The organism is Rhizobium sp. BR 250 (assembly GCF_047445855.1).
GTDB classification, from domain to species: Bacteria; Pseudomonadota; Alphaproteobacteria; order Rhizobiales; family Rhizobiaceae; genus Agrobacterium; species Agrobacterium tumefaciens_I.
Genome location: NZ_JARWKW010000002.1, coordinates 396,004 through 422,743 on the forward strand (window position 1 = coordinate 396,004; position 26,740 = coordinate 422,743).

Consider the following 26,740-nt stretch of genomic DNA (forward strand, 5'->3'; position numbering starts at 1 on the left):
AGCATGACATGGCAAAGCCCGATTGCGCCGGGGATTTCCTGGTATCAGGCAACCGTCGGCGAGCGGCCGGACTATCCAGCCCTCGACGGGTCGAGAGAGGTTGATGTCGCGATCATCGGCGGCGGTTATACCGGCCTTCAGGCCGCCTGCAACCTCGCAGAAAACGGCGTCTCCGTCGCCCTCATCGAGGCGCATCGTTTTGGCGATGGCGCTTCCGGACGCAACGGCGGGCAATTCGGCACCGGCCAGCGCTCCTTTCCGGACGAGATGGAAGGCGAGATCGGCTTCGAGCAATCCAAGCTTCTGTTCGACATCGCCGAAGATGCCAAGAACTACGTGCGTGACTTCGCCAGCAGCCGCGGCATCGACATGGAGTATCTGCCCGGGCAGCTTTATGTGGCGCACAAGGCCGCTTACGAGGATGATTATCGCAGAAGCGTCGATGCGATGAACAATCGCTACGGCTATCCGCATATTTCCTACATGGAGCGGGGCGAGGCGCGCAAACGTGTCGGCTCCACTCACTATTTCGGCGGCACGCGCGATACCGGCACCGGCCATATCCACCCGCTGAAACTGCTGGTCGGGCTTGCCAAAGCCGCGCACGCCGCAGGTGCCGGCATTTACGAAATGACACCGGCAAAATCCATCCGGCAAGTGGGCGGCAAGACCATCATCGAAACCCCCTTCGGCACACTCACCGCGCCGCGGGTGCTGATCGCCACCAATGCCTATATCGGCAATCTGGAACCGGTGACGGCGGCTCACATCATGCCCATCCGCTCCTTCATCGGGGCAACCGCGCCGCTCGACGCCTATCCGGAGATTATTCCCGGCAAGGAAGCCGTGGCCGATTCCCGTTTCGTGGTGCGCTATTTCCGCAAGACGGCCGATAACCGCCTGCTGTTCGGAGGCCGCGAGGCCTATACGGCCGATACGCCGCGCGATATTTCCAGCCATATCCGCCGGCAGATCGCGGAAATCTATCCCCAACTCAGGGACATCGACATCACCCATTCCTGGGGCGGCTCCGTCGGCATTACCCTGCCACGCAAGGTCTTTGTGCGCGAGGTCATGCCCGGCGTCACCTCCATCGGCGGTTATTCCGGCCATGGCGTGATGCTGTCGAATTATTGCGGCAAGCTCTATGCCGATCTTGTTCTCGGCAAAAAGGACATGCTGGCGCCGTTTGCGCGGCTGAAGGTGCCCTCCTTCCCCGGCGGAGCATCGCTGCGCACGCCGCTGCTTTTCCTGGCGCTTTCTTGGTATGCATTGCGAGACAGGTTTTAGGCCAATGTTTACAGACTGTTGCCGGCGGCAGACGAGTTGGCGGAAGCAAAATTCATAATTTCACATAACTGAGTCTGGCATTTTTAAATCGATTAGATTATTGATGCCCCCAACCCTTGAAGATCGAGAGAATCGATATGAGCAGTCAGATCATTCCTGTTGAAGCTTTTGATTGTGTCGTTTTCGGCGGCACAGGCGATCTGGCGGAGCGCAAGCTTCTGCCGGCCCTTTATCATCGCCAGGTCGAAGGCCAGTTCACGGAGCCGACACGGATCATCGGTGCGTCGCGTTCGGTCATGACCCATGAGGAATATCGCAAATTCGCGCAGGACGCACTGAAGGAACACCTGAAGGCTGGCGAATATGACGACACGCAGGTTTCCCTGTTCCTCAACCGGCTTTTCTACGTGCCGGTCGACGCGAAGACCAATAATGGCTGGGATGTGCTGAAGAAGCTGCTCGATGAGGGCAAGGATCGCGTACGCGCCTTCTATCTGGCCGTCGCGCCGGGCATTTTCGGCGATATCGCCGACAAGATCCGCGAGCACAAGCTGATCACCCGTTCGACCCGCATCGTGGTTGAAAAGCCGATCGGCCGCGATCTGGCCTCCGCCCAGGAATTGAACGACACCATCGGCCATGTCTTCAAGGAAGAGCAGATCTTCCGTATCGACCACTATCTCGGCAAGGAGACGGTGCAGAACCTGATGGCGCTGCGTTTCGCCAATGCGCTTTACGAGCCGCTGTGGAATTCCGCCCATATCGACCATGTGCAGATCACGGTTGCCGAAGCGGTCGGTCTCGAAGGCCGCGCCGGTTATTACGACAAGGCCGGCGCGCTGCGCGACATGGTTCAGAACCATATCCTCCAGCTGCTTTGCCTTGTCGCCATGGAGCCGCCGGCATCCATGAATGCGGAAGCCGTGCGTGACGAAAAACTCAAGGTTCTGCGCTCGCTGAAGCCGATCGACACCAGCAATGTCGAAAAACAGACGGTTCGCGGCCAGTACCGTGCCGGTGCTTCCGCAGGTGGTCCGGTAAAGGGTTATCTGGAAGAGCTGGAAGGCGGCGTTTCCAACACCGAAACCTTCGTCGCCATCAAGGCTGAAATCGCCAACTGGCGCTGGGCCGGCGTTCCCTTCTACATCCGCACGGGAAAACGTCTCGCGACCCGCGTGTCGGAAATCGTCGTCACCTTCAAGCAGATCCCGCATTCGATCTTCGACGATGCGGCCGGCAAGATCGAAGCCAACAAGCTGGTCATCCGTCTGCAGCCGGATGAAGGCGTCAAGCAGTCGCTCCTCATCAAGGACCCCGGTCCGGGCGGCATGCGCCTGCGTCAGGTTTCGTTGGACATGAGCTTTGCCGAAGCCTTCAACGTGCGCAGCCCCGATGCCTATGAGCGGCTGCTGATGGACACTATCCGCTCCAACCAGACGCTGTTCATGCGCCGCGACGAAGTGGAAGCGGCATGGGACTGGATCGACCCCATCCTCAAGAGCTGGGAAGATCTGGCCCAGGGCGTGCAGGGTTATACGGCCGGAACCTGGGGTCCGAGTGGCTCGATCGCACTGATCGAACGCGATGGCCGCACCTGGCATGATGCCGACTGAGGGCCTGGCGATGAGCGAAACGATCCACGTCTTCGACACCGCCGCCGAACTGGCCACCGCTCTGGCGGCGGAGATTGCCAAGCGCCTTGATGCGGCAACGAAGGATCGCGGGGCGGCAAGCATCGCCGTCTCCGGCGGTTCGACGCCAAAGCTGTTCTTTCAGGCGCTTTCCAGGCACGATCTCGACTGGCCCAATATCAGCGTGACACTGGTGGACGAGCGTTTCGTGCCGCCGGAAAGCGACCGCTCGAACCACCGCCTCGTTGCCGAAAATCTTCTGCAGGACAAGGCGAAGGCGGCCTATTTCGTGCCACTGTTCCAGCCGGCGGCCTCGCCGGAGGATGCGGCAACGCTTGCGACCGTCAAGACCGAAGCGATTTGCGACCCCTTCGATGTCGTCATTCTCGGCATGGGAACGGATGGCCACACGGCATCGTTCTTCCCGGGCGGCGACAATCTCTACGAGGCGCTGGACCTTGACGAACCGCGCGGCGTTTTGACCATGGCGGCGGAGAATGCGGGAGAGGAGCGGTTGACCTTCAACTTCTCCAGCCTGCACGATGCCGATTTTCTGGTGCTGCATATCGAAGGTGCCGCCAAGAAGGCGACGCTGGAGAAAGCACAATCGGGCGAGGATGAGGATGAAATGCCGATCCGCGCCGTGCTGAACCGGGCAGAAACGCCCGTGGATATATACTGGGCGCCCTAGGCCAGCATTCTGCCGCGATAGCGGCCCGCTAAAGCGCCCCGAAGACATGAAGACTGAAACACGACAACCGGCATTCGCCTCCCGGAACGCCGGTTGCCGACCAACGAACAGGATGAACGCCCATGTCCGCCGATTCCCGCATTCAGGCCATTACCGCCCGCATCGTCGAACGTTCCAAGCCCTACCGCGAGACCTATCTCGAACGGCTGCGGCTACAGGTTTCGAAGGGTGTTCACCGCTCCGTGCTGTCCTGCGGCAATCTTGCGCATGGATTTGCGGTCTGTTCCCCCGCCGACAAGGATATCCTTGCCGGCGACCGGGTCCCCAATCTCGGCATCGTCACCGCCTATAACGACATGCTTTCGGCGCACCAGCCCTATGAGACCTTCCCGGCGATCATCCGTGATGCGGCGAAGGAAGCGGGCGGCATAGCGCAGGTGGCCGGCGCGGTTCCCGCCATGTGTGATGGCGTGACGCAAGGGCAGCCGGGTATGGAGCTCTCGCTGTTTTCCCGCGATGCCATCGCCATGGCGGCCGGCATCGGCCTGTCGCACAACATGTTCGACGCCGCCGTCTATCTCGGCGTCTGTGACAAGATCGTGCCTGGCCTCGTCATCGCCGCGCTCGCCTTCGGTCACCTGCCCGCCGTCTTCGTTCCCGCCGGTCCGATGACGTCGGGCCTGCCGAATGACGAAAAGTCGCGCATTCGCCAGCTTTATGCCGAAGGCAAGGTTGGCCGCGCCGAGCTTCTGGAAGCGGAATCCAAATCCTATCACGGCCCCGGCACCTGCACCTTCTACGGCACGGCGAACTCCAACCAGATGCTGATGGAAATCATGGGCTTCCATATGCCCGGTTCCTCCTTCATCAATCCCGGCACGCCGCTGCGTGATGCGCTGACGCGCGAGGCCGCGAAGCGCGCGCTGGCGATCACCGCGCAGGGCAATGAATTCACCCCGGCGGGCGAGATGATCGACGAACGCTCCATCGTCAACGGCGTCGTCGGCCTGCATGCGACGGGCGGTTCCACCAACCACACCATGCATCTGATCGCCATGGCGCGCGCCGCCGGCATCATCCTCACCTGGCAGGATATTTCCGACCTCTCCGACATCGTGCCGCTGCTCGCCCGCGTTTACCCCAACGGCCTTGCCGATGTGAACCATTTCCACGCCGCCGGCGGCATGGGCTTCCTCATCAAGCAGCTGCTGAAACAGGGCTTCGTGCACGATGACGTGCGCACCGTCTTCGGACAGGGCCTCGCAGCCTACACCGTGGATGCCCTGCTTGACGAGAAGGGCGCCGTCACCCGCCAGCCCTCCCCCGAGCAGAGCCACGACCCGAAGGTGCTTTCCAGCATCGAAACCCCGTTCCAGCCGACCGGCGGCCTGAAGATGCTGACCGGCAATCTCGGCAAATCGGTCATCAAGATTTCCGCCGTCAAGCCAGAGCGCCACATCATCGAAGCGCCGGCGATCGTCTTCCATGACCAGCAGGAACTCCAGGACGCCTTCAAGGACGGCAAGCTTAACCGCGACTTCATCGCCGTCGTCCGCTTCCAGGGGCCGAAAGCCAATGGCATGCCGGAACTGCACCGCCTGACGCCGCCGCTCGGCGTGCTGCAGGATCGCGGCTTCAAGGTGGCTCTGGTCACGGACGGGCGTATGTCCGGCGCATCCGGCAAGGTGCCGGCCGCCATCCACGTCACGCCGGAAGCCTCCGATTGTGGCCCGATCTCGCTCATCCGCGATGGCGACATCATCCGTCTCGACGCCATTTCCGGCTCGCTTGAGGTGCTTGTTTCCGCCGCCGAGCTGGCGAAACGCGAACCAGCGCGCGCCGATCTTTCCGGCAATGAATGGGGTATGGGCCGCGAACTTTTCGCCCCCTTCCGCCGCAATGCCGGCCCGGCCGATCAGGGCGCCAGCGTTCTGTTCCATTGACCTTTCGCAAGGCGAAGGCCCGTCGGGGCTTTCGCCTTGCAACTCTGCTCCGCGGCAACGCCTGACCGCATTGTGTCGCTCGGGATGAGCCTGCGCAGAAACCGCTTTATTTCCCATTCCTTAAACGTCAGACTTGTCATGCGGCTGTGATGATCTCCCTTTAGGGCCTTCTTCGATCGGCCGGGGGACGGCGGCATAGTTTCGGATGATGGGGCATAGAACATGACGATTTTCTCAAGCAAACGCCGTGATGTGCTGAAGCTTATGGCCGGCACCGCCACGCTGCCGCTGCTGGTGGCGGCAACGCCGGTTATGGCACAGGACGTGGCTCTGCGGGCAATCGTCATCTCCGACCTGCATTCCGCCTATGAGCGCATCGGCCAGCTTCTCGCGGCAATAGAAACCCGTATCGCCGCCGACAAGGCACCCCATATCATTCTGCTGAACGGCGACCTGTTCGAGATCGGCAATGCAGTGGCCGCACGTTCTGCCGGCGAAATCGAGTGGACATTCCTCTCGGCGCTCGCGAGGCTCGCCCCCACCGTCATCAATATCGGCAATCATGAGCCGGATATCGATAACGACCTCGCCAATTTTGTTACCCGCGCCCAGGCGCTCGGCGTCACCGTGCTTTCCAACATCATCGACAAGCGTAGCGGAAAACCCTATGCGCCGGCCAGTGCCGAGGTGAACGCCGGCGACCGGAAGGTCGTTCTGGCGGGCCTCGCCACCAATGCGATCAATACCTATCCGAAGGCAACGCGAGAAATGCTCGACATTCCGCAGCCGGTCGAATGGGCAAAGGCCAATCTGCCGGGGATCGTCAAGACGGATGCGATCAGCATCGTTCTGAGCCACGCCGGTGTCGTCGCCGACCGCGATATCCTGCCGCTGCTGCCGGACGGTACGCTGCTGGTGGGCGGCCACGATCACCTGAACTTCGTGCATGAACAGGGCGCGACGCGTTATGTCCATACCGGCTCCTGGTGCACCTCCATGACGGTGGCGACGATCGCCGGTCCCGGCAAGGCCGCTGCCATCGAGACTGTCGCCATCGATCGCAGCGCTCCCGCCTCCCCGGCCCTCAAGAGCCTGATCGAGCAGACGCTGGAAAAGCACCTCACCGCCGAAGAGCGGGCAATCGTCGGCAAGTCCGCCAAGGCGATGACCGTCGATGAGGCAGGCCGCCATGTGGCGCAACTCATCGCCGCAAAAACCGGCGCGGATGTCGGCTTCGTCGGCCACACCTCCTTCGGCGCCGGCCTGCCCGAGGGCGATATTCGCCGCTATGATTTCAACGCTTCGCTGCGTTTCGACGGCAAGCTTATGGTAACGGAAGTGGACGGTGAGGCGCTCGTCCAGATCCTCAAGCGATGCAACCAGGATGGCGACATCCCACTCGCCGCCCGCACCGGCGACTATCTCTACGCCATGCCGGAAAAGCCGGAAAAGAAAGAGCGCTACAAGCTGGTCTGCAACGACTGGTCAGCCACCAACCAGAAATCCTATTTCGGCCGTGCCGACCTGACCTTCACCGAGGTGGCGGATGTGAAGTTGAAGCAGACTGTTCTGGGCGGGCTTTCTTAAGCCTGCAGTATGGAAAGCAGCGGGTTGGTACGGGGCCACAAACCCCAATTCCATGCCGCGCTTTCGAAAGAACCGCGTGAGTTAGTCCTGCGGAAAAAGGATGGATTCGTAATCCTGAGCACCGTTCAAAATGTGCAGAATTTCCACGCGGGTTTCAGCAACACGATAGAAAATAAGATAGCTTTCATAGGGACGATGGCGAATGCCGGTCTGCTCGTAACGGGGTACCAGCGGATAGGCTTGGGGCATCTCCGCCAGTCTTGAACAGCGGTCCAGCAATTCGGCAACGAACGTTTCCGCGCGTCGCGGATTATCCACCGCTATAAAATCACCGATACGCTCAAGGCCTGCTTTTGCCTCGTCGGTTAGAACGACGATCACAGACCGCGTTCTTCAGCAATTTTCCGGTATTTGGTGCCGAGCTGCGATGCAACATCTTCGACTGGCGTCACGCGTCCGGCATCGGCATCTGCGACGCCGCGCGCAATCGCTAAATCAAGTGCCGCCAGCTTCTTTTCACGTTCTTCCACCAGCCGAACACCCTCCCGCAGCACCTCGCTGCGAGAATTATAACGCCCCGATTTCACAAGGTCGGAAACGTAACTTTCCAGATGACGACCAAGATTTGCACTGCTTGCCATGCCGATATCCTCTATCCCGTCACCTATACCATCCAGTGATAATAGTTAGCAACGGCGGGATGCGGTCCACGGCAATGCGCACGGTGGAAACAACCGATCAGATTATTTTCTTATCATCAGATAGGTTTTCAGAACGACCGGATATCCAGCTTCCGGTCCTTGTGCGCCGGATGCGTGCTGAACACGAAGATGCGGTCCAGTTCCTTCTGCGTCAGCATGCGCAGGAAGCGGACGTGGATCGTATTGTTGGCGTTGACGCGCAACATTACGCAGCCGATCTTGGTGATGCGGGCGTCGGGAATATCGAGGTAGAACTGGTTGGGCAGGTTATATTTCGTCAGCAGCGCCAGCACCGCTTCGGTCTGCGAAATGCGGATGACGTCGCAGCGGCGCGCCGCCATGTGCATGACGGCCTTTTCGGTATATTCGATGCGTGCCGCATTCATGGTATCTTCCATGCGGAACCGGCCTTCGCGGTCATACATGAAGGATTCTTCCTTGCTCAGGTAATTGTTCCTGATGACACCCGCACTGCTCTGCACGCCCGGACTCCCATGCTCTCTCAATGCATCGAGACTAGGCCATAGTCTTTAACAATTCATATCAGAGTTGTCTTAAACAGGCCGGAAGCGGGACATTTTCGGCGTTTTTCCACAAGGGTAAAAAGGCCCCAAAAACCCCGGAACAAGGATGTTCCGGGGCATGTTTTTAAGATCGCAGTCGTTATGGGCGGTAGGTCTTGCCCGCAGCGTCGAAGAGGTGAAGCTTTTCCTGCGGCGCGGCAAATCTGAGGGTTTCGCCCTTGCCGACGGAAACGATGCCCGGCGCCTTGACGATGATGGGCTCCTGACCCTTCGGCGCTTCGAGATAAAGCAGCGTCACTTCACCCAGAGCTTCGACGATCGACACTTTTCCTTCAAAAAGATAGTCGTCACCCGTGGCGATGCTCAGATCTTCCGGCCGGACCCCGAAGCTTGCAGCCTTGCCCTGTTCGGTGGCAGGCGTCGGAACATTGACGGCCAACGTCTTGCCGCCAGCCAGCTCGATCGACGTGCGTTCGCCGGTTCCGACGATCTTCGCCGAGATGATGTTCATGGCGGGCGAACCGATAAAGCGCGCCACGAAGAGATTGGCGGGTCTTTCGTAAAGTTCGAGCGGCGGGCCAACCTGTTCCACACGGCCCGCATTCAAAACCACGATACGATCCGCCAGCGTCATCGCCTCCACCTGATCGTGGGTAACGTAGATCATCGTCGTATCGGCCATCTGCTCGTTGAGCTTGGCGATCTCGATGCGGGTGGCGACACGCAGGGCAGCGTCAAGGTTCGACAGCGGCTCATCAAACAGGAAGACCTTGGGATTGCGGCAGATGGCGCGGCCGATGGCGACACGCTGGCGCTGGCCACCGGAGAGTGCCTTGGGCAGACGTTCCAGATATTGCGTCAGTTGCAGAATTTCGGCGGCGGCGCGAACGCGGCGGTCGATCTCCTGCTTGCTTTCCCTGGCGATCTTCATGCCGAAGGCCATGTTGTCGTAGACAGTCATATGCGGATAAAGCGCATAGGACTGGAACACCATGGCAATACCCCGGCGCGAGGGCGGGATTTCATTGACGAGCTGGCCGTCAATGAACATCTCACCGCCGGTGATCTCCTCCAGACCGGCGATCATGCGCAGAAGTGTCGATTTTCCGCAGCCGGACGGGCCAACGAAAACGATGAATTCGCCCTGTTCAATCGCAAGATCGATGCCGTGCAGGACCTTCACCTGCCCGTAGGATTTGCGGATATCCTTGAGAACGAGACTTGTCATGGGTGTTCCTCCCTGTTCTGTCAGGCGTAACGGGCGAAGAAAGCGCCCCATGCCGGAAGTTCTACGCTTCTGCCCTCAAGGCCGCTTGCAAAGCCGTGGCCTTCGAGAACCTCCCAGTTCCCTTCCGGCAGCCTGGCTTTTGCCGGCGTTGCCGACAGGTTGAAGAGGCAAAGTACGGTTTCGTTGCCGAGCTTGCGGGTATAGCTCAGCACCTCGCCCTCAACCGGCTGGAATTCGATGCCGCCCTTGGCGAAAGCCGGGTGCTGCCTGCGGAAAGCGAGGAAGCGGCGGTAATGCTCCAGCACCGAAGCCTCATTGCCCTGCTGGGCACTGACGGCGCGTTGCTTGTGCTCGGCAGGGATGGGCAGCCAGGTCTTGTCCGACGTCGAGAAACCGGCCTGCGCATGGCCTGCATCCCACACCATCGGCGTGCGGCAACCGTCACGGCCCTTGAATTCCGGCCAGAACTGGATGCCATAAGGGTCCTGCAAATCCTCGAACGCGATATCGGCTTCGGTGAGGCCGAGTTCTTCGCCCTCATAGATGCAGACGGAACCGCGCTGCGTCATCAGGAGTGCCGAAAGCACCTTGGCGAAAGCGTCCTTATCCTCGACATGTTCGCCCCAGCGGCTGACATGGCGCACGACGTCATGGTTGGAGAAAGCCCAGCAGGCCCAGCCTTCCGGTGCGGCTTTCGCAAAATCCGCCTGCACATCGGCTACACGCTGCGGGGTGAGCGCATCGGGTGCGAGGAATTCGAAGGCATAGCACATCTGCATCTTGTCATCGCCGGAAGTATATTCACCGACGATTTCGAGACCGCGCTGGCTATCGCCCACTTCGCCGACGGCGGCGATGTCCGGGAACTCATCCAGCACCGCGCGGAAGCGCTTCAGGAAGGCGATGTTTTCCGGGCGGTTCTTGTCGTAGAGATGTTCCTGGAAGTTATAGGGATTGACCGCAGGAGCCGTGGAAGCATTGCGGCGTTCCGGTGCAAGCGCCGGGTTGTCGCGCAGCTCGAGGTCGTGGAAATAGAAGTTGATGGTGTCGAGGCGGAAACCATCAACGCCGCGCTTCAGCCAGAAACGGGTGATGTTCAGCAGCTCTTCCTGCACTTCCGGGTTATGCAGGTTGAGGTCCGGCTGCGAGGTCAGGAAGTTGTGCATGTAATATTGCATGCGGGTCGGGTCCCACTGCCAGCCCGGACCGCCAAAGATCGACAGCCAGTTATTGGGCGGCGTGCCATCCGGCTTGCCGTCAGACCAGACATACCAGTCCGATTTTGCATTGTTGCGGCTGGCACGGCTTTCCACGAACCACGGATGCTGGTCGGAGGTGTGCGACATGACGAGATCGATCATGACGCGGATGCCGAGACGATGGGCTTCAGCAATCAGCCCGTCGAAATCGGCGAGCGTGCCGAACATCGGATCGACATCGACATAATTCGAGACGTCGTAACCGAAATCCTTCATCGGCGAGGTGAAGAACGGCGAAATCCAGATCGCATCGGCACCGAGACCGGCAATATGCGCCAGCCGGTCGGTGATGCCCTTGAGGTCGCCGATGCCGTCGCCATTGGAGTCCTGATAGGAGCGCGGGTAGATCTGATAGATAACAGCGCCGCGCCACCAGTCCTTGTTGGGCGTCAAAGCGGAAGTCACCGAAGCGGTCATGGAAGTGTCCTGTCTGGTATGGGCGTTCATGGAATAATCAGCCTCCCTTGACGGAGCCCGCGAGCAGGCCACGCACGAGATAACGTTGAAGAGCGAAGAAGACGCAGAGCGGCACGACGATGGTGACGAAGGCCGAGGCGGTGAGGATTTCCCAGTTGCCGCCGCGCGAGCCGAGCAGCGCGTTCAAGGCACCGGTCAGCACCAGCTCGTCCTTCTGCGTGCCGAGGAAGACCATGGCGACGAGCAGGTCGTTCCAGGTCCACAGGAACTGGAAGATGGCGAAGGAGGCGAGCGCCGGGAAAGACAGCGGCAGGATGATCTTGACGAAGATTTCAAAATCGCTCGCGCCATCCACACGGGCACTTTCGATGATCTCTTTCGGCAGGCCGGAAATGTAGTTGCGCAGCAGATAGATGGCGAGCGGCAGGCCGAAGGCGGTGTGCGCCAGCCAGATGCCGGCATAGGTCTTGGACGGCACGCCGAAGATCGTGCCGATTTCGTTATACAGCCGCAGAAGCGGGATCAGCGACATCTGCAACGGCACGACGATGAGGCCCACCACCATGGCAATCAGCAGATTGCGGCCGGAGAAGTTCATCCATGACAGGGCATAGGCGGCAAAGGCGGCGATGAGGATGGGGATGACGGTTGCCGGGACCGCGACGGTGAGCGAGTTGACGAAGGACTGGCCGATGCCTTCCGAGGTCAGAACCGTGCGGTAATTATCAAGGGTGAAGACGGGCGGCGTCGCGACGGAGATGTAGACGCGTTTGCCGCGCGAACCCTCGAAGCTGGAAGCCTTGCTATATTCGTAAGTACCGTCCGTATTGACGAGCAGGGTTTCGCCATCGCCGATATCGGCAGGTTCCCCGGCGTTGAAGGCCCTGGGTTCCTGAACACGCACGCCGAAGGCGGATACCTTTCCGCCGGCGCCGTTTTCAAAAACATTGCCTGATATGACATAGCGGCTGCCTTCCTGCTTCTGCACGGAGGCATCAGCGAGGCGAACCGCCGCCGTCTGTTCGGAGCTCGAAAAGGCCGTCCACCAGCCGGAAACGGTGATCTGGTCCTTGTCGCGCAGCGAACTGACGAGAATGCCGAGCGTGGGCAAGAGCCAGAGAAGCACGACGACGAGGACGCTGGCATGGACGATGAGGCGCGGCAGGCCGACGCGGCGAAGGCGTTTGACGATATTCATCTCAGCGGCCCTCCATCTCGCGGTTGGCCTGGCGGATGTTCCAGACCATGATCGGCGTGACGGCCGCCATGATGATGAGCGCGATGACCGCACTTCGGCCGCTGTCGCCACCGCCACGGAACATCCAGTCGAACATGAGATTGGCGAGAACCATGGTGTTCCATTGGCCGTTGGTCATGGTCAGCACGATATCGAAGACCTTGAGCACGAGGATGGTGATCGTCGTCCAGACGACGGCGATGGTGCCCCAGATTTGCGGGACCATGATCTTCCAGAAGATCTGCCAGCCGTTTGCTCCGTCGATCACGGCCGCCTCGATGGTTTCTTCCGGAATGCCGCGCAGCGCAGCAGAGAGGATGACCATGGCGAAGCCGGTCTGAATCCAGATGAGGATGATCATCAGGAAGAAGTTGTTCCAGAAAGGCATGGAAATCCAGACCTCGGGATTGCCGCCGAAAAACTCGACGACGGCGTTGAGCAGGCCGATCTGCACCTGGCCCTCGGCGCGGTACTCGTAGATGAACTTCCAGATGACGGAAGCGCCGACGAAGGAGATCGCCATCGGCATGAAGACGATGGATTTGGCGATGTTGCCCCACCAGATACGGTCCGTCATGACGGCGATGACGAGGCCGAAGAAGGTGCAGGCAGCCGGCACGACGGCGAGCCAGAGAATATTGTTGAAGATCGACTGGCAGAAACCGGCATCGAAAAACGCCCAGCGATAATTGGCAAGGCCAACAAACTCGCTGCCCGTCCGGTCATAGAAAGACAGGACCAGCGTGGCGATGACGGGATAGACCAGATAAACGAGCAGAAGGATCAGCGCCGGGCCGATGAACAACCATGGCCGGACGGCGGCGCGGCGGTTGAGGTTGCGGGATGCGTGAATGACGTCTCCCGAGCGGACGGGAAAGATCGCCTGCAGCACCTTGTCGGATAGCCAATAATAGGCAGCGCAGGCAAAAACGCCCGCCACCATGACGCCTATGGCAGACACGAGTTGTTGAGCCATGTTCCCTCCCTTGATCCTCTCCACGCCGCGCTGATTTATGCGGTCGTCGGCCCTTCCCTTGGTAAATGGGCCCGGCCGGAAGCCGGGCCTGATCTACATGCCGTTACTTCAGGCCGTCCCAGGCCTTCTGGATGTCGGTGGCGACCTGATCGGCGGATTTGCCGCCGACGAAATCGATCATGCCGGTCCAGAATGCGCCGGCACCGATCTTGCCGGGCATCAGGTCGGAACCATCAAAACCGAAGGTCGTCGCGGTCGTCAGGATTTCGCCCTGGCGCTTCATCTGTTCGTTGGCATAGGTGTCGACATTCACGCCCTTATACGGCGTCAGGAAGCTGGACTGCGCCATCCACACTTCATGGGCGATCGGGGTCTGCAGGAATTCGACGAATGCCTTGGCAGCCGGCGCTTCCTTGGTGATGGTGACGAGCGTGCCGGCGCCCAGAACCGGCTTGCCGAGTTCAGGCTTTGAGGCATAGGTCGGCATGTAGAAGAAATCCACATCGGTACCCACCTTGGTGCCTTCCGGGAAGAAGGACGGCACGAAAGACGCCTGATGATGCAGGTAGCACTTCGGCGGAATGTCGAAGAGGCCCTTCGGGCTGTCGCGGAAGTCGGTGGAGGCCACGGCCGCAACACCACCGCTCACATATTTCTCGTTCTTGGCGAATTTGCCGAACTCGTTGATCGCCGCAACCACGGCCGGATCGGTGAACTTGACTTCGTTGGTCGTCCACTTCTGGTAGACATCCAGCGGCTGCGTGCGCAGCATCAGGTCTTCCACCCAGTCGGTGGCCGGCCAGCCGGTGGCGCCGCCGGAACCGAGGCCGATGCACCAGGGCGTGCCGCCATCGGCGACGATCTGGTCGGTCAGCTTGAACAGGTCTTCCATGCTCTCGGGCACTTTATAGCCCGCTTCCTCGAAGTTCTCAGGCACGTACCAGACGAGCGACTTCACGTCCGCCTTGAAGGGGAACGCGAAATAGGCCTTGTTGCCATCCTTGCCCTTGTAGCTGCCGAGATCGACCCAGGACTGGCCCGCGCCGTAATTTTCCTTGACCCAGCTGGCGGTCGCATCGCCGAGCGGCACAAGGAAACCCTTGGCGGCCAGATCGGCCAGAAGGCCGGGCTGCGGCAGAATGGCGATATTGGGCGGCGAACCCGCCTGCGTGTCGATAACGATCTGCTGCTCGTAATTTTCCGACGAGGAATAACGGACATTCACGCCGGTCGCATCAGCGAAATAGGCGAGCACCGACTGGAACAGCGCCTCATCCTCACCGCGCCAGGGGCCGAAAATCGTCAGTGTCTGACCTTTCAGGTCGGCATGGGCCGCCTTGAAGTCCTCGTAGCTTTTCCAGTTGAACTTGGCATCTGCGCCGGGTGCGAATTTCAGATCGGCAGCAAAGGCCGAACCCGACAGCAGCACCATCGAGGCCGCCGTCGCCAAAAGAGTCTTCCGCATGTGATTTACCTCCCATCACATAAAAGGCTCAAAGCGTCCTCTCTCAATCAAAGCGCTTTGGCTGCCTATTCATCTCATTGTCATTGAGACCGAGTCAAGAGGCTCTTTCTGCGGAAACGTTGCAGAGCCTTGGGAATAGTCATATTTATTTCGGAAGGCGGCTATCATTTTCGATTGAGAAAAGCGCATGGGGCTGATAAAAATCTAAAGCGCTTTGGGAATGTGAGGAGCGGCTTTTGGCCTTTTTCCCGAGCGCGCGCATGGAGGAAATGACAGACATGAACCTGAAACAGTTGTCGCAACTGCTGGGGATTTCGCAGACGACCATCAGCCGGGCGCTCAACGGCTATCCGGAGGTCAGCGCGGAAACCCGCCGCCGCGTCATGGAGGCGGCCGAAAAGACCGGTTATCGCCCGAATGCCGCGGCACAGCGGCTGGCAACGGGTAAGGTCGGTTCCATCGGCCTCGTCATGCCGATTGGTGAACACCATCGCTCCGACGTGCATTTCGGTGAATTCCTGAGCGGGCTGGGTGAGGAAGCCTCGCGCAGCGGCTTTCATCTCGTCATCATGCCGACCGAACCGGAGAAGGAGCGCGAGGCCCTGCGAGGACTGGCGGCGAGCGGCAGCGTCGACGGTATCTATCTCGCCTACATGAAGAATAACGACCCACGCATCGCCATGATGCAGTCGCTCTCCCTGCCCTTCCTCGTGCATGGCCGCTCCGTCGGCGTGGAGGAGGATTACCCTTATCTCGACGTGGATAATGAAGGCGCCTTCCGCGATGCGACCCAGCTTCTCCTGCAGCTTGGCCATACGCGAATCGGGCTGCTGAATGGCCCGGAAGGTTATGACTTCACCTACCGGCGCTGTCTCGGGGTGGAAAAGGCGCTGGCGGCCAATGGCCTTTCCCTGCACCCGGCCAATAAACGGCACAGCAGCATGACGGATGAGGAAGGGTATCTCGGTATGGAGGCTCTGCTGTCACACCCGGAAACACCGACCGCCATTCTCTGCGCCAGTACCGCGCTGGCACTCGGTGCGATCCGTTCGCTCAACCAGCGTGGCCTGAAACCCGGCAGGGATATCTCGCTGATCGCCCATGACGACGTGCTGCCACTTTTGAAGCCCGATAATTTTTCGGTGCCGCTGACCACCACCCGCTCATCACTCAGGGCAGCGGGGGTGCGCGTCGGCCAGCGCCTGATCAATCGCATCAAGCTCAACCAGACGGAACCCCATCAGGAACTCTGGAAGGCGGAACTGGTGGTGCGCGCTTCGACGGGGCCGGCTCCGAAAGCGTAAGGCGGATGGTCTTGATGCATGTGCTGCGGCTGAAGCCGGACACATCGCTGGCACAAGGCGTTTCTCGCTTGAGCGCCCCTCCACTCTCATTCCTGTGCTCGTCACAGGAATGAGGAGAAGTATCCCCTTTTTGCTGTCTACGACTCTTAAAACTTCGGCGCCGTCAGCCCCTGAGCGCGATAGGCGGCGATGACGGTGTTGGCCATCAGCATCGCGATCGTCATCGGGCCGACACCGCCGGGCACGGGGGTAATGGCGGCAGCAACGGCGCTTGCCTCGTCAAAGGCGACATCGCCAACCAGCTTCGATTTGCCTTCGCCCTTTTCCGGTGCGGGAATGCGGTTGATGCCGACATCGATGACGGTTGCGCCGGGCTTTACCCAATCGCCCTTCACCATCGCCGCGCGGCCGACTGCCGCGACGAGAATATCCGCCGTCTTGCAGACGGTGGCGAGATCCCTGGTGCGCGAATGCGCCATGGTCACCGTGGCATTGGCATTCAGCAGAAGCTGGCCCATGGGCTTGCCGAAGAGGTTGGAGCGGCCGATGACAACGGCGTTGAGGCCGGAAAGGTCGTCACCGTGAATGCCGCGCACAAGCAGCATGGCGCCGGCGGGTGTGCAGGAGATGAGGCCGGTGGCGAGATCGCCGGTTGCCAGCTTGCCGGCATTCAAGACGCTGAGACCGTCGACATCCTTCTCGGGCAGGATCGACTGGATGATCTCATCCGAATTGAAATGTTTCGGCAGGGGCAGCTGCACCAGAATGCCGTGGATGGACACATCGGCGTTCATTTCGCCAACCAGCTTCAGGAGGTCAGCTTGATTGGTTTCTTCCGGCAGCGTGTGCTGGATGGAGTTGAAACCGCATTGCTTCGCCATCTTGCTCTTGGAGTTCACGTAGGCGTGGCTGGCCGGATCATTTCCGACGATGACAACCGCCAGACCGGGCTTCACGCCCTTTTCCGCCTCGAGCGCTTCTGCCGATTTGCGGACCGCCTCCGTTACCGAAGCCGCCTTCGCCTTCCCGTCAATCACAACTGCCATGCGTCCTGCTCCTGCTGGGTTACGTAGGCTCCGTATGGTGCCCCCTTCGCAGGAATGCAAGCTAAAATGCGGCGTTTTCAGGCTGTTTTGCGGTAGTCTTCGCGGTGATCGGCGTAATCGGCGAGACGCTCTCTCAGGAACGCCAATTCCCGTCGCAATTCCATCAGCTCCTCGGCTTCGGCCTCGGCGTGATCGAAGCGTCCGGCAAGGGCTTCGGCCAGCAGCGGCGGTAGCCCTGACGATGCGGGATCGGCCGTCCTGACGGTACGATTGCCCATCAGAACCTGCCGCACGCGCTCGTCCAGCGGCATATCATCAGCGTCATTTGCGGCCTCGCCGTAATAGTCGGCAAAGCTGTCTTCCTCCGCCGCCGCTTCGACATCCGCCTCCGCGGCAAGCAGTGGGAGATCATCAAATACGGCTGGCTCGATGGGCTCGAATTCCGAAAATTGCGGCACGGCAGCGAGGGAGAGCGGTTCCTCGGTGGTTTCGACGGCCAATACCGCTTCCGCCTCTTCTTCCTCGTCATGGCGACGATAGCTGAGGAGGTAGAGGCTGCCCAGCAGGCCGATCAGCGCCCCGCCGCCCGCCAGCATCGCGGCCTGCGTCAGGTCCCGGGACAATTCGCCGGGTGCTGCCTTCCTGGCCAGACGGGTTTCAATGGCGGGCGTTGCCGAAACGGTCAGGTCGCGGCGTTCGCTGGCCTCCAGATAGGTATTTCGCGCCGTTTCCAGCTCACCCTGCAATCTGGAGAATTCACCGGGCGCGACACCGAGGGTATTCAGGCGGTCGAGATATGTCTTCTGCTCGCCAGTGACGGTGGCGATCTCCTGATTGACGCGCTTTTCATCCGCCCGCAGCCCGTCGAGCAACTGGCGCAATGCGGGGGCGGCCAGCGCCTGCGCGGCATCCACGGCATTCTGGGCGGCGATGCGGCGGGGATGTTTCGGGCCGTAATCCACCGAAACACCGGCAAGCGCCATGCTGGCACTCGCCTGTTTCTGCCTGACATCCTCAAGCGCCGAAAATGCCGTGCCGGCCGGGAGAGGTTTGGAATACACGTCATTCGGCTTCAGAGCTGAGGCGGCAGCCAGATCGGCCTGGAGAGATTGTTGCTGCCGGGTGGCGCGCGCCAGACTGTCGTTTACGTCACGCAATTGCTGTTCGAGCTGCTGCGCTTCGGTCATCACGGCATCGCCATGACGCATCTGGAAACCGTTTACGGCGGCTTCCGCCTCGTCCAGCTTCTTCCGTGCTCTCTCCGTCTCGCGCATGGCGGGCGTCATTGTGCCGGCCTTGCCATCCGCCATCACGCGCATCGAAAGATAGTCCGTCAGCCGCATCGCCATTTCAGGCGTCGCCGCCTTGGCGGTCACGATCAGCATATTTTCGTCGGGGGTCAGTTCCAGCCGGATCGCTTCGCCCACGGCGCCGTTCAGCGCCTCACGCGGGGAAACCACGCGCGCATGTCCACCGGTCAGGAGATCGAGAAGCAGGCCAAGCTCACCCTGATTGCGAACACCGATCATATCGGCGGGTTTCAGCTTCAGATCGGCGGTTACCCGCTCAAGCCCGGAGGGCGAAAGCAGGGTCCGCCGCGCCATCGCCAGAAAACGGGTCGCATCCGGGGCATCATAAGCGGTCTGGGTAACCTCGATCCGGGCCTGCGAAACATAACCGCGAAAACCGGAATCGATGAGGAACAACGGAATGGCAGCACCCGCAAGCGTTGCCGCCGCGACGCAGCCTGCCGTCAGGAGCCGCAGACAATGCCTGCGCCATTGCGATGAGGGCGCGGCGACATCATCCCCCTCGGGGCGGATCGCCATCATATCCGGATTGTCATCAACCATCTGAAGCCGTCTGCCGCCATCGGTGCCGCCCGCAACGGGCAACTGTCAAAACCTTACGAGAGGTTAAAGGATCGTGGCAAACAAATGGTTAACGTGAGGATTGGCAGGTCTGGTGTCAGCTCTTGCCGAGCGCGATGTGCCAGGGTTCGGCGCAAAGGCTGTAAAGCCAGCTCATATGCAGCTTGCGGAAAATCTCCGGCATGCCGGCCACTTCGGACGACAGGACCTTGAACAATGGGCCGACCGCGATGGTAACACGCGCATCCTCATGGCTGACGGTGCGGTGCAGCCATTTTTCCTGATTTTCCTTCAGCATTCCGGCCAGCAGAACATCCACCTTAACGCCCGATGCATCCCGGTTCAGCATGACGAAATCGTGCCAGGGTGCATGCGCGCGCAGCCGGGCAAGCACCTCGCCGATCTGCACCGCGTCATCTCCGGCAACACCGATGCGTTTCGGCACCGCCATATAGGTCAGAAGCGCCATGACGAAGGCAACGCCATCGATGGTGGCGGGCAGAGGTTCGCCATGTTCTGCCCGTGCCGCGGCCTTCATTCCCTTGCCCTGCGGCAGGAGCAGGCAGCTTTCCAGAATTTGCCGATAGGCGTTGTCCTTCAGGGAAAGCTTCGCCTTCTCGATGGTGAGAAAGGAGAGCATGGTGTGCCCTTCACAGGCCGAAGCCTTGCCGGAAACCAGTTCCAGCGCGCCATTCCATTCAAGATCACAGACGCCCAATCCGTGGATATTCCGCTGCGATCCCGACCGCGCAAAACCTGACGCGAACCCCATTTGCCAACCCCCAAATGCATACCCATCACCACCGATCTCACGCATGACCTGCGGGCCGGTGGTTCATGGGTTTGTTATACAGGTGCAGGTTGAATTTAGCTTGAAAGCAATCTCTCAAATGCTCCGGGAGGCAGAAAGAGACGATTAACCAGCAGGGTGGCACGCTTTTGTGCCGCCAAAGCCCGCGCCGTCAGTGGCTGGGCGCCGCGGCCGCCTCTTTTCCAGCTTCGGCCTTTTCGCCCTCGACAAGCTTGACCGAGCGGGGCGTGCCGTTGCCGTTCTGCTCGCGAATATCGGCTTTCGACAGATAATCGAGCTGCTCGATCAGCACATCCTCGACCACCTCGTCGTTGAGCCGCTTGTTCAGCCCCTCACGGATACGCTGCTTGAAGGCTTCGGGATCGAAGGTGGAAATATTGGCGATGTTGACCATGGAAGAACCCGCCAGAAGCGTGAACAATTCATCGGTCATCAGCTGCGTTGCGGGCAGCTCGATCTTCGCCATCTTGTCCTTGTCGACACGCAGCGAAATCCGGCTGAGGAAATAACCGTTCACCCCGCCATCATTGATGACGGGAATGGTGATGCTTTCGCCCTTGACCAGCTGCAGATTGGCCTTTTTCGCTCCCGCCTCATCCGGCGAAGGCGCCGTCGCCATCTGGACGGAGAAATACACCGCGCCGAGCGTGACGGCGCAAACCCAGACGCCGGTGAGAAGAAGCTTCAACATCAGGAGGCTGCGCCGTAAAGGAACTGTTCCTGCGAATAGGTGCCGTCCGTATCGGCTTCCTGGATCGCGCTCTTGAGCAGATCGGCAACAGCGCGAACCGCGTTCAGATGCGCTTCGACGCGGCTGGCATTGGTAGCGAGCTTGGACTTGATGCCCTTGACCTGATCCATGTAACCGGCGGCGATTTCCTCGCGCGGCGTATCGCGGACCAGCATCGTCAGCTCATAGAGGCAACGGCTCTTGTGGGCGTTGGAGACCTTGAAGTCGAACTGCGGGTCCTTACCGATATTGTCGTTCTCATTGTCGATGATCATCTCAAGGCGGCCGAGAACGGATTGGATACGGTGGTCGTTCGACATAAGGTCCATGCTTGTCTCCTCGTTAGGGTTTTTCATTCTCAAGCCTCGTCCGTTTTATCATTGGAAACGCCGAGGACCTGCCGCTCGAACTCCGCCACCATCCGAATTGCAGCATTATGGTCTTTGTCATTCATCGATACGTCGGTAATGCCTTTGCTTTCGGCTTTCCGCAGCGCATCCTTGTAAGCCTGCTCCGCAATGCCGACGCCGCCATTTCTGGAAATCGTATCGGCAAACTGTTCCGCCATCATGCTTTTCCAGATCTCGCCGGCATTACCCTTGCCATATACTTCCTCACTGTCTTTCGGCAGCATGTTGGCAACGAAGGTCTGGAGCACCGAGGCTTCATATTTACGGTATGTTTCCGGGATTTCGGTGCGGGGCGCACGAATATTCGTGTCGCCAAGGCCGGCCTTCGAGGAAGCGCCATCCAGCATATCGACAGCGGCGCCGAAGCCCTTGCCGGCATCGGCAAGGCTGGTGGCCGCGAAAGCCGCCTTGTTCGCCTTCAGTTTTTCCTGGGCGACCTGTACTTCCTGGGGGTCCGCCGCGCGAACCACATCCATCACCAGATCGCTTATAACCGATATCGCCACGTCCCGAACTCCCGAGCTGACGAACGTACCGGACGAAAACCGACGCGTTCGTTCAATCAAGAAACATCGCCGAAGACGCCTTCAAAACGTCCGCGATGCAACAATGGGATAGACTATGGATCGCCAACCTTGCTGGAGGCTGGTGTGTGGGAAACATTCGTAATTTCTAACAAATCATAGATTGCATTATCATCGGCCTCGCGATCCTCGAGATCGCGGGCAATATGCATCCGGTCCTCCAGCCTGTCGGCCTTGGTCTTTTCCTTCAGCACCTTGTTTTCCTGAAACTGCTGCACACCGGCCAGCTGGCGGTCCTGGACGACGAGGCGGCCATAACGATCCGAATAATGCCGGGAGAACGTCTGATGCACAGGCTCCATCGAACTCATGGCCTCGAGCGTGCTCTCCATGGATTGCGCCACCTCGCTCCGGGTGCGGGTGGTGTCGGCCAATTCCACCTCGGCCATTTTTTCCATGTGCCGCTGGACGGTGACCAGACGTTTGAGCTTGGCGGAGCGCTTGTCCGAAGCCATCGCGTTTTCTCCAGATCAAAAGCCGATGAAGACCGGGCCGAAACCATCCACGAATTGCCGGATGAGGGCCGCGACCGACAAATAGAGCATGAAAAGACCGCCCGCGAGAACGAAGGGCGTCGAGATAAAATAGACGGGAATCTGCGGCGCGAGCTTGTTTATGAGGCCGACGGCGACGTTGAACATCAGGCCGTAGATCACGAAGGGGCTCGCCAGCCGCAACATGATCGAAAAGGACGCCCGTAGCGTATCGGTCAGCGTAATCAGCATCTTCTGGCTGCTGATGAGCGCGCCGACCGGCGTAGCGCTGTAGGAATCCACCAGCGCCTTCAGGACGATATGGTGAAAATCCAGCATGAACAGCACCAGCAGGCCGCCAAAGGTGATGAAGTTGGATATCTGGTTTTCCTGCACGTCTTCGATGACATCGGCCCCGCCCGGCGCGCTAAGGCCGATGGAAGCGCCGATGAGCGAGCCGGTGAACTGGAAGCCAAGCGTGTAGAACCGTGCTATCAGCCCATACATGGCACCGATGAGGATCTCGGTGAAGATAAGGCCGACAACGGTGCCCTGGCTTGCGCCGGAAACCTTCGGGTAGATCGTGTCCCACAAGACGGGCAGCAGCGCCATGGACACCGCCACACAGAGCAACATGCGGATCTGCGGCGAAATGCGCGAGCTGGAAAAGCCCGGCATGGTCATGAAACAGGCGCCGATGCGGCAAACGGCAAGGAACAATGCGATAATTGTCCCTTGCGGGTCGGTTATCATGAAATGGCGCCCAGAATCTTGATCTCCAGACCCTTGGCAAGTTCCACATGCGAAAGAACCGGCAGGGTCGCAAAGAGTCGCTCGATAATCATGCGCACATAGGACCGCGTTTCCGGCGAGGTTACAAGGACAAAGGGCAGGCCACGATCCATGAATTCACGGATAACTTTGGACGCCTGCTCGGAAAATTCCTCGAGATGGCGGGGATCGATATCGAATTCGACGATTTCGCCCTTCTGGTCGCGCTTCAGCGCCTGATGGAACACCATGTCCCACTTGTTGCCGAGGCGCAGGACGCGCAGCACGCCATTATCCGCCAGATCGCCGCAGAGCTGCTGCGACATGCGCACCCGAACATGTTCGACGATCTGTTCCGTCTTGCGCACATGCGGTGCGAGTTCGGCAACCGCTTCGAGAATGAGATGCAGGTTGCGGATCGATACGCGCTCGGCAAGCAGCAGCTTCAGCACCGCCTGCAGGCCGGAATAGGACATATGCGACGAGCAGATTTCATCGGCGAGTTTCTTGTATTCGGGATCGAGCCTGTCGATGAGGATCTTGACGTCCTTGTAGGACAGGAGCTGCGGCAGGTTGTTGCGGATGACTTCACTCAGATGCGTCAGCACCACCGAGACGTTGTCGATCGGGTGGAAACCTTCGCGCTTCAGATCCTCGGTGAAGGTTTCGAGGATCGAGACGGCGGGCATGCCGAAGGCGGGTTCGCGGATTTCGTCGCCCGGAATGCTCGGCTTGCGCCCTGCCCCCGTCACGACCAGAACATCGCCGACGCGCAGGTTGCTCGACGCGATCGTCGTGCCGTGGACGCGGATCTGGTAGGCCTTCTCCTGGATCATGATGTCGTCGGAGACCTTGATCTCCGGCACCACAAAGCCATATTGGGCCGCGAATTTCTTGCGCATCTTGCCGACGCGGAAGGCCAGTTCCTGATGCGCGCCGAGCAGGCGGGTCGAGACCTGCTTGCCGAGCGCCAGCTCGATCTCGGCCGTCTTCAGCACCTGCTTGACCGAGTCCTTTTCCGCCTCGGTGGTCTGGAGAACCTTGTTCTCTTCTTCCTGACGGCGAAGCGCACTTTCGGCCTCCGCCTGGCGTGGAATATACCAGCTGCCGAAGGCCATGATGCCGCCAAGGAAAATGAAGGGCAGGAAGGGAAGGCCCGGAATGATGGCGAGCAGACCCATCAGCATGGCCGAAACCATCAGAGCGCGCGGATAACCGCTCAGCTGGTTGACCACCGCCTGATCGGTCGAACCGGCCGTGCCGCCGCGCGACACCAGAAGGCCGGCTGCCAGCGATACGATCAGGGCGGGGATCTGCGAAACGATACCGTCACCGACCGAAAGCTTGACGAAAACGTCGGCTGCTTCGCCGATCGGCATGCCATGGCGGAAATAACCGATGATGATGCCGCCGAAGACGTTGATCGCGGTGATGATGAGGCCGGCGATCGCGTCGCCGCGCACGAACTTCGAGGCACCGTCCATCGAACCGAAGAAGGAGCTTTCCTCTTCCAGCTCCCGGCGGCGGCGCTGCGCTTCCTTTTCGTCGATGATGCCGGCGGACAGGTCGGCATCGATCGACATCTGCTTGCCGGGAATGGCATCGAGGGTGAAGCGCGCGCCGACTTCGGCGATACGCGTCGCACCCTTGGTGATGACGATGAAGTTGACGGTGATCAGGATCAGGAAGACGATCAGACCGATCACGAAATCCCCGGACATGACGAGGCTGGAAAAGCCGGCAATCACGCCGCCGGCCGCCGTCGGCCCCTCATTGCCGTGGGACAGGATGACGCGTGTTGTCGCAATGTTCAGCGACAGGCGGATCATGGTCGCGATCAGCAGCACGGTCGGGAAAGACGAGAAATCCAGCGGCCGCTGGATCCAGAGCGCCACCATGAGGATGAGGACCGAGAGCGCGATCGAGAACGCCAGGCCGATATCGACCAGCATGACCGGAATAGGCAGGAAGAGGACGCAGAGGATCGCCACGATGCCCAGTGCAAAGCCGATATCGCGCGTGCTCGGACTGACCTTGGGCAGGGAAATGACTGGTGGTTGCGCCATAAAATTCGTCCTGTCTCTTCATGAGAAGGGCGACGGAAAGCCGCCGCACGGTTCCACGGCATCGGCTTTCGACAATCGCTCACGCAAGTCGGTCCGATGCTTCATCCTATCCCTAGCCGCTGAAGCTTGCGCGAGGGTGGCATATCGAGGAAACGGCGTCAGAAGCCGGATTGGATGCGGGAGAAGACGAGATTGGAGAAAAGCGATATCTGCGCGCCCACGAAGGGGGCGGCGACACCGAGAACAATCATGATCGTGACGATCTTGGGAACGAAGGTCAGCGTCATTTCCTGAACCTGGGTCAGGGCCTGAATGAAGGCAATGGCGACACCGACGATCATGGCGGCGAGAACCGCCGGACCGGCCGCGACGAGAACGGTCCAGACTGCCGCCTGCATGATATCAAGCGCATCGGCCTCGTTCATCGTCGCATCCTTATTCCTGAAAGGCGGCGTGATGCCGCCTCTTCATATTCACGAACCGGCCGAGTTGTTCGAATCGGTTTCGTCACCAGATGTACTCTTGATCGGGCCGTTGGAGAAGGTGACACCGGCCTGCAGCAGCACCTTGTCACCAGCTTCGGTGATGGCGATGACGCCGTCCGAATAGACTTCGACTTCCTTCACCACACCGGTAACCTTGTCGTCGGCGCTCATGACGGTCTTGCCGACAAGATCGGACGCGCGTGTCAGGGCTTCCGCCTGCAGCATGCTCTTCAGGTGGGTGTTGGTCTTGATCGTCTGCTCGACCTGCGAGAAGCTCGCGAGCTGCGACATCTGCTGGCCCGCATCCATCGGGCTGGTCGGATCCTGGTTCTTCATCTGGGCGATGAGGAGCTTCAGGAAACTGTCATAGTTCAGCGAGGCCGCATTCTTGTCACTGCTGCTCGCACCGGCATTGGCCCAGGGGTTAGCGGTTGCCGAATTGACTGCATCTACCGCCATGGTGCGATCTCCTTGCGAATCTGTTCGATCGTTGCCGGGGTCATTTCCTGATTGTTGAGGATCTTTTCCTCGATCGGATAAAGACCACGAATGGCCTTCAGCGCTTCGAAAGCCTTGCCGGAGGCGACCAGGCCGTCGATCCGCTTGAGTTCCGCCAGAACCTCGTCATGCTGGAAGCAGTTCAACAGCATGCTGACCGACTTGCGGAACATGTTGGTGGACTGCTCGCGCCCTTCCGGGTTGATGAGGATCATCTGCGCGATGAAATAAAGCTGCCGGAGCGGCGTCGTCGCCTGATCGGGCTGCAGAACGTGGTTTTCGAGCAGGAAGGTGACATCGTTCAGGAATTCGAGCGCGACCTTGCGATCCACACGCAGAACCGCGCCGTTGATGAAAATCTTTTCGCCCGATTTCAGCGAAATTCGAAGTGTACTTTTCATTTCAGTCCATCCCTGATGATGGTTGTCACGTCAATTATGCCCTGGAAATTCGTCGACTGACGTTTCCGGATCAGTTCGCACTCTTTCAAAATCCAGATCGCGATCGAGATCAGATTGGCCCTCAGTTCCATGGCCAGCTGGTTATCCGGCTGCTTGAGGTCCTCAATGAAGCGGATCCAGACCCGCCGAGTGTAAAAAAGTGCTTCGATCGTATGGCGCTGGGAAGAGCTATCCTTTGCCTCCACAAGCAGTTCGATCGATTTGTTCAACGCCTGTCGCTCGCGATCTTTCGCGTTTGCGACACCATCCTCCATGATTTCGGCGTAGGAAAACTGGTACAT

27 protein-coding genes are annotated in these 26,740 nt (G+C 59.8%); 6 read left to right on the forward strand and 21 right to left on the reverse strand.

Translation table 11 applies throughout. From position 1 onward, the window contains the following. Positions 1 to 3: 3 nt before the first annotated feature. The 5 genes from QD336_RS04950 to QD336_RS04970 all read left to right on the forward strand — a co-directional run bounded on the left by QD336_RS04950 (position 4) and on the right by QD336_RS04970 (position 7,142). Positions 4 to 1,290, forward strand: coding sequence for an NAD(P)/FAD-dependent oxidoreductase (locus tag QD336_RS04950; protein ID WP_499169632.1), 1,287 nt, complete (start codon positions 4 to 6; stop codon positions 1,288 to 1,290). Between the two features lie 137 nt (positions 1,291 to 1,427). Continuing rightward, entirely contained in the window at positions 1,428 to 2,903 is a 1,476-nt protein-coding gene (zwf, locus tag QD336_RS04955) for a glucose-6-phosphate dehydrogenase (RefSeq protein WP_269342045.1), read from the forward strand. Between the two features lie 10 nt (positions 2,904 to 2,913). After that, positions 2,914 to 3,612 (forward strand): 6-phosphogluconolactonase, encoded by a 699-nt coding sequence (pgl, locus tag QD336_RS04960; protein ID WP_499169634.1) that lies wholly within the window; start codon positions 2,914 to 2,916, stop codon positions 3,610 to 3,612. Between the two features lie 122 nt (positions 3,613 to 3,734). Continuing rightward, on the forward strand, positions 3,735 to 5,555 hold the full coding sequence (gene edd, locus QD336_RS04965; RefSeq protein WP_499169636.1) for a phosphogluconate dehydratase: 1,821 nt from the start codon (positions 3,735 to 3,737) through the stop codon (positions 5,553 to 5,555). A 222-nt stretch (positions 5,556 to 5,777) separates the two neighbouring features. After that, positions 5,778 to 7,142, forward strand: coding sequence for a metallophosphoesterase (locus tag QD336_RS04970; RefSeq protein ID WP_499169637.1), 1,365 nt, complete (start codon positions 5,778 to 5,780; stop codon positions 7,140 to 7,142). Positions 7,143 to 7,223: 81 nt separating this feature from the next. Here the strand turns inward: QD336_RS04970 and QD336_RS04975 are convergent, their stop codons facing one another. From QD336_RS04975 to QD336_RS05010, 8 genes are all read right to left on the reverse strand, one after another. Continuing rightward, positions 7,224 to 7,523 (reverse strand): type II toxin-antitoxin system RelE/ParE family toxin, encoded by a 300-nt coding sequence (locus QD336_RS04975; RefSeq protein WP_499169638.1) that lies wholly within the window; start codon positions 7,521 to 7,523, stop codon positions 7,224 to 7,226. Next, the gene (locus QD336_RS04980; protein ID WP_499169639.1) at positions 7,520 to 7,783 is read right to left on the reverse strand and encodes a type II toxin-antitoxin system ParD family antitoxin; all 264 of its coding nucleotides are present in this window, start codon (positions 7,781 to 7,783) and stop codon (positions 7,520 to 7,522) included. The genes QD336_RS04975 and QD336_RS04980 overlap by 4 nt, the downstream gene beginning before the upstream one ends. A 128-nt stretch (positions 7,784 to 7,911) precedes the next feature. Further along, positions 7,912 to 8,268: a hypothetical protein gene (locus QD336_RS04985; protein WP_034501827.1), complete on the reverse strand. Its 357-nt coding sequence runs from the start codon at positions 8,266 to 8,268 to the stop codon at positions 7,912 to 7,914. Positions 8,269 to 8,506: 238 nt separating this feature from the next. Beyond that, the gene (locus QD336_RS04990; protein WP_269342039.1) at positions 8,507 to 9,595 is read right to left on the reverse strand and encodes an ABC transporter ATP-binding protein; all 1,089 of its coding nucleotides are present in this window, start codon (positions 9,593 to 9,595) and stop codon (positions 8,507 to 8,509) included. A gap of 20 nt (positions 9,596 to 9,615) precedes the next feature. Beyond that, positions 9,616 to 11,271: a beta-galactosidase BglA gene (bglA, locus tag QD336_RS04995; RefSeq protein ID WP_499169641.1), complete on the reverse strand. Its 1,656-nt coding sequence runs from the start codon at positions 11,269 to 11,271 to the stop codon at positions 9,616 to 9,618. Positions 11,272 to 11,308: 37 nt separating this feature from the next. Next, positions 11,309 to 12,469 carry a carbohydrate ABC transporter permease gene (locus QD336_RS05000; protein ID WP_499169643.1) on the reverse strand — a complete coding sequence of 387 codons (1,161 nt, stop codon included), beginning with the start codon at positions 12,467 to 12,469 and terminating at the stop codon, positions 11,309 to 11,311. Position 12,470: 1 nt separating this feature from the next. Continuing rightward, complete coding sequence (locus QD336_RS05005) at positions 12,471 to 13,484, reverse strand: carbohydrate ABC transporter permease (protein ID WP_499169645.1); 1,014 nt, start codon at positions 13,482 to 13,484, stop codon at positions 12,471 to 12,473. 103 nt (positions 13,485 to 13,587) lie between these two features. Further along, positions 13,588 to 14,949 (reverse strand): ABC transporter substrate-binding protein, encoded by a 1,362-nt coding sequence (locus QD336_RS05010; protein WP_499169646.1) that lies wholly within the window; start codon positions 14,947 to 14,949, stop codon positions 13,588 to 13,590. A 278-nt stretch (positions 14,950 to 15,227) separates the two neighbouring features. Here QD336_RS05010 and QD336_RS05015 point away from each other — a divergent pair, with 278 nt between their 5' ends. Continuing rightward, entirely contained in the window at positions 15,228 to 16,253 is a 1,026-nt protein-coding gene (locus QD336_RS05015) for a LacI family DNA-binding transcriptional regulator (RefSeq protein ID WP_499169647.1), read from the forward strand. Between the two features lie 146 nt (positions 16,254 to 16,399). On the opposite strand, the gene QD336_RS05020 is transcribed toward QD336_RS05015, so the two are convergent. From QD336_RS05020 to flaF, 13 genes are all read right to left on the reverse strand, one after another. Continuing rightward, positions 16,400 to 17,299, reverse strand: coding sequence for a bifunctional methylenetetrahydrofolate dehydrogenase/methenyltetrahydrofolate cyclohydrolase (locus tag QD336_RS05020; protein WP_499169649.1), 900 nt, complete (start codon positions 17,297 to 17,299; stop codon positions 16,400 to 16,402). 77 nt (positions 17,300 to 17,376) lie between these two features. Beyond that, a complete protein-coding gene (locus QD336_RS05025) occupies positions 17,377 to 19,152 on the reverse strand; it encodes a GumC domain-containing protein (RefSeq protein ID WP_499169651.1) in 1,776 nt (591 codons plus the stop codon). 115 nt (positions 19,153 to 19,267) lie between these two features. Continuing rightward, complete coding sequence (locus QD336_RS05030) at positions 19,268 to 19,942, reverse strand: WecB/TagA/CpsF family glycosyltransferase (protein ID WP_331284186.1); 675 nt, start codon at positions 19,940 to 19,942, stop codon at positions 19,268 to 19,270. 190 nt (positions 19,943 to 20,132) lie between these two features. Beyond that, positions 20,133 to 20,672: a flagellar basal body-associated FliL family protein gene (locus QD336_RS05035; RefSeq protein WP_269342029.1), complete on the reverse strand. Its 540-nt coding sequence runs from the start codon at positions 20,670 to 20,672 to the stop codon at positions 20,133 to 20,135. Next, complete coding sequence (locus tag QD336_RS05040) at positions 20,672 to 21,040, reverse strand: hypothetical protein (protein WP_269342027.1); 369 nt, start codon at positions 21,038 to 21,040, stop codon at positions 20,672 to 20,674. Before QD336_RS05040 ends, QD336_RS05035 begins: the two co-directional genes overlap by 1 nt. Before the next feature lie 29 nt (positions 21,041 to 21,069). Further along, a complete protein-coding gene (locus QD336_RS05045) occupies positions 21,070 to 21,627 on the reverse strand; it encodes a rod-binding protein (protein WP_499169653.1) in 558 nt (185 codons plus the stop codon). Between the two features lie 113 nt (positions 21,628 to 21,740). Further along, positions 21,741 to 22,160: a hypothetical protein gene (locus QD336_RS05050; RefSeq protein WP_269342023.1), complete on the reverse strand. Its 420-nt coding sequence runs from the start codon at positions 22,158 to 22,160 to the stop codon at positions 21,741 to 21,743. A gap of 15 nt (positions 22,161 to 22,175) precedes the next feature. Beyond that, positions 22,176 to 22,931, reverse strand: a complete 756-nt coding sequence (gene fliR, locus QD336_RS05055) for a flagellar biosynthetic protein FliR (RefSeq protein WP_269342021.1) — start codon at positions 22,929 to 22,931, stop codon at positions 22,176 to 22,178. Beyond that, a complete protein-coding gene (gene flhA / locus QD336_RS05060) occupies positions 22,928 to 25,015 on the reverse strand; it encodes a flagellar biosynthesis protein FlhA (protein ID WP_269342019.1) in 2,088 nt (695 codons plus the stop codon). Before flhA ends, fliR begins: the two co-directional genes overlap by 4 nt. A gap of 158 nt (positions 25,016 to 25,173) precedes the next feature. After that, complete coding sequence (locus tag QD336_RS05065) at positions 25,174 to 25,440, reverse strand: flagellar biosynthetic protein FliQ (RefSeq protein ID WP_269342018.1); 267 nt, start codon at positions 25,438 to 25,440, stop codon at positions 25,174 to 25,176. A 48-nt stretch (positions 25,441 to 25,488) separates the two neighbouring features. Then, entirely contained in the window at positions 25,489 to 25,959 is a 471-nt protein-coding gene (gene flgD, locus QD336_RS05070) for a flagellar hook assembly protein FlgD (protein ID WP_499169655.1), read from the reverse strand. After that, a complete protein-coding gene (gene flbT / locus QD336_RS05075; protein ID WP_004432543.1) occupies positions 25,950 to 26,399 on the reverse strand; it encodes a flagellar biosynthesis repressor FlbT in 450 nt (149 codons plus the stop codon). The genes flgD and flbT overlap by 10 nt, the downstream gene beginning before the upstream one ends. Beyond that, on the reverse strand, positions 26,396 to 26,740 hold the full coding sequence (flaF, locus tag QD336_RS05080) for a flagellar biosynthesis regulator FlaF (protein ID WP_269342014.1): 345 nt from the start codon (positions 26,738 to 26,740) through the stop codon (positions 26,396 to 26,398). Before flaF ends, flbT begins: the two co-directional genes overlap by 4 nt.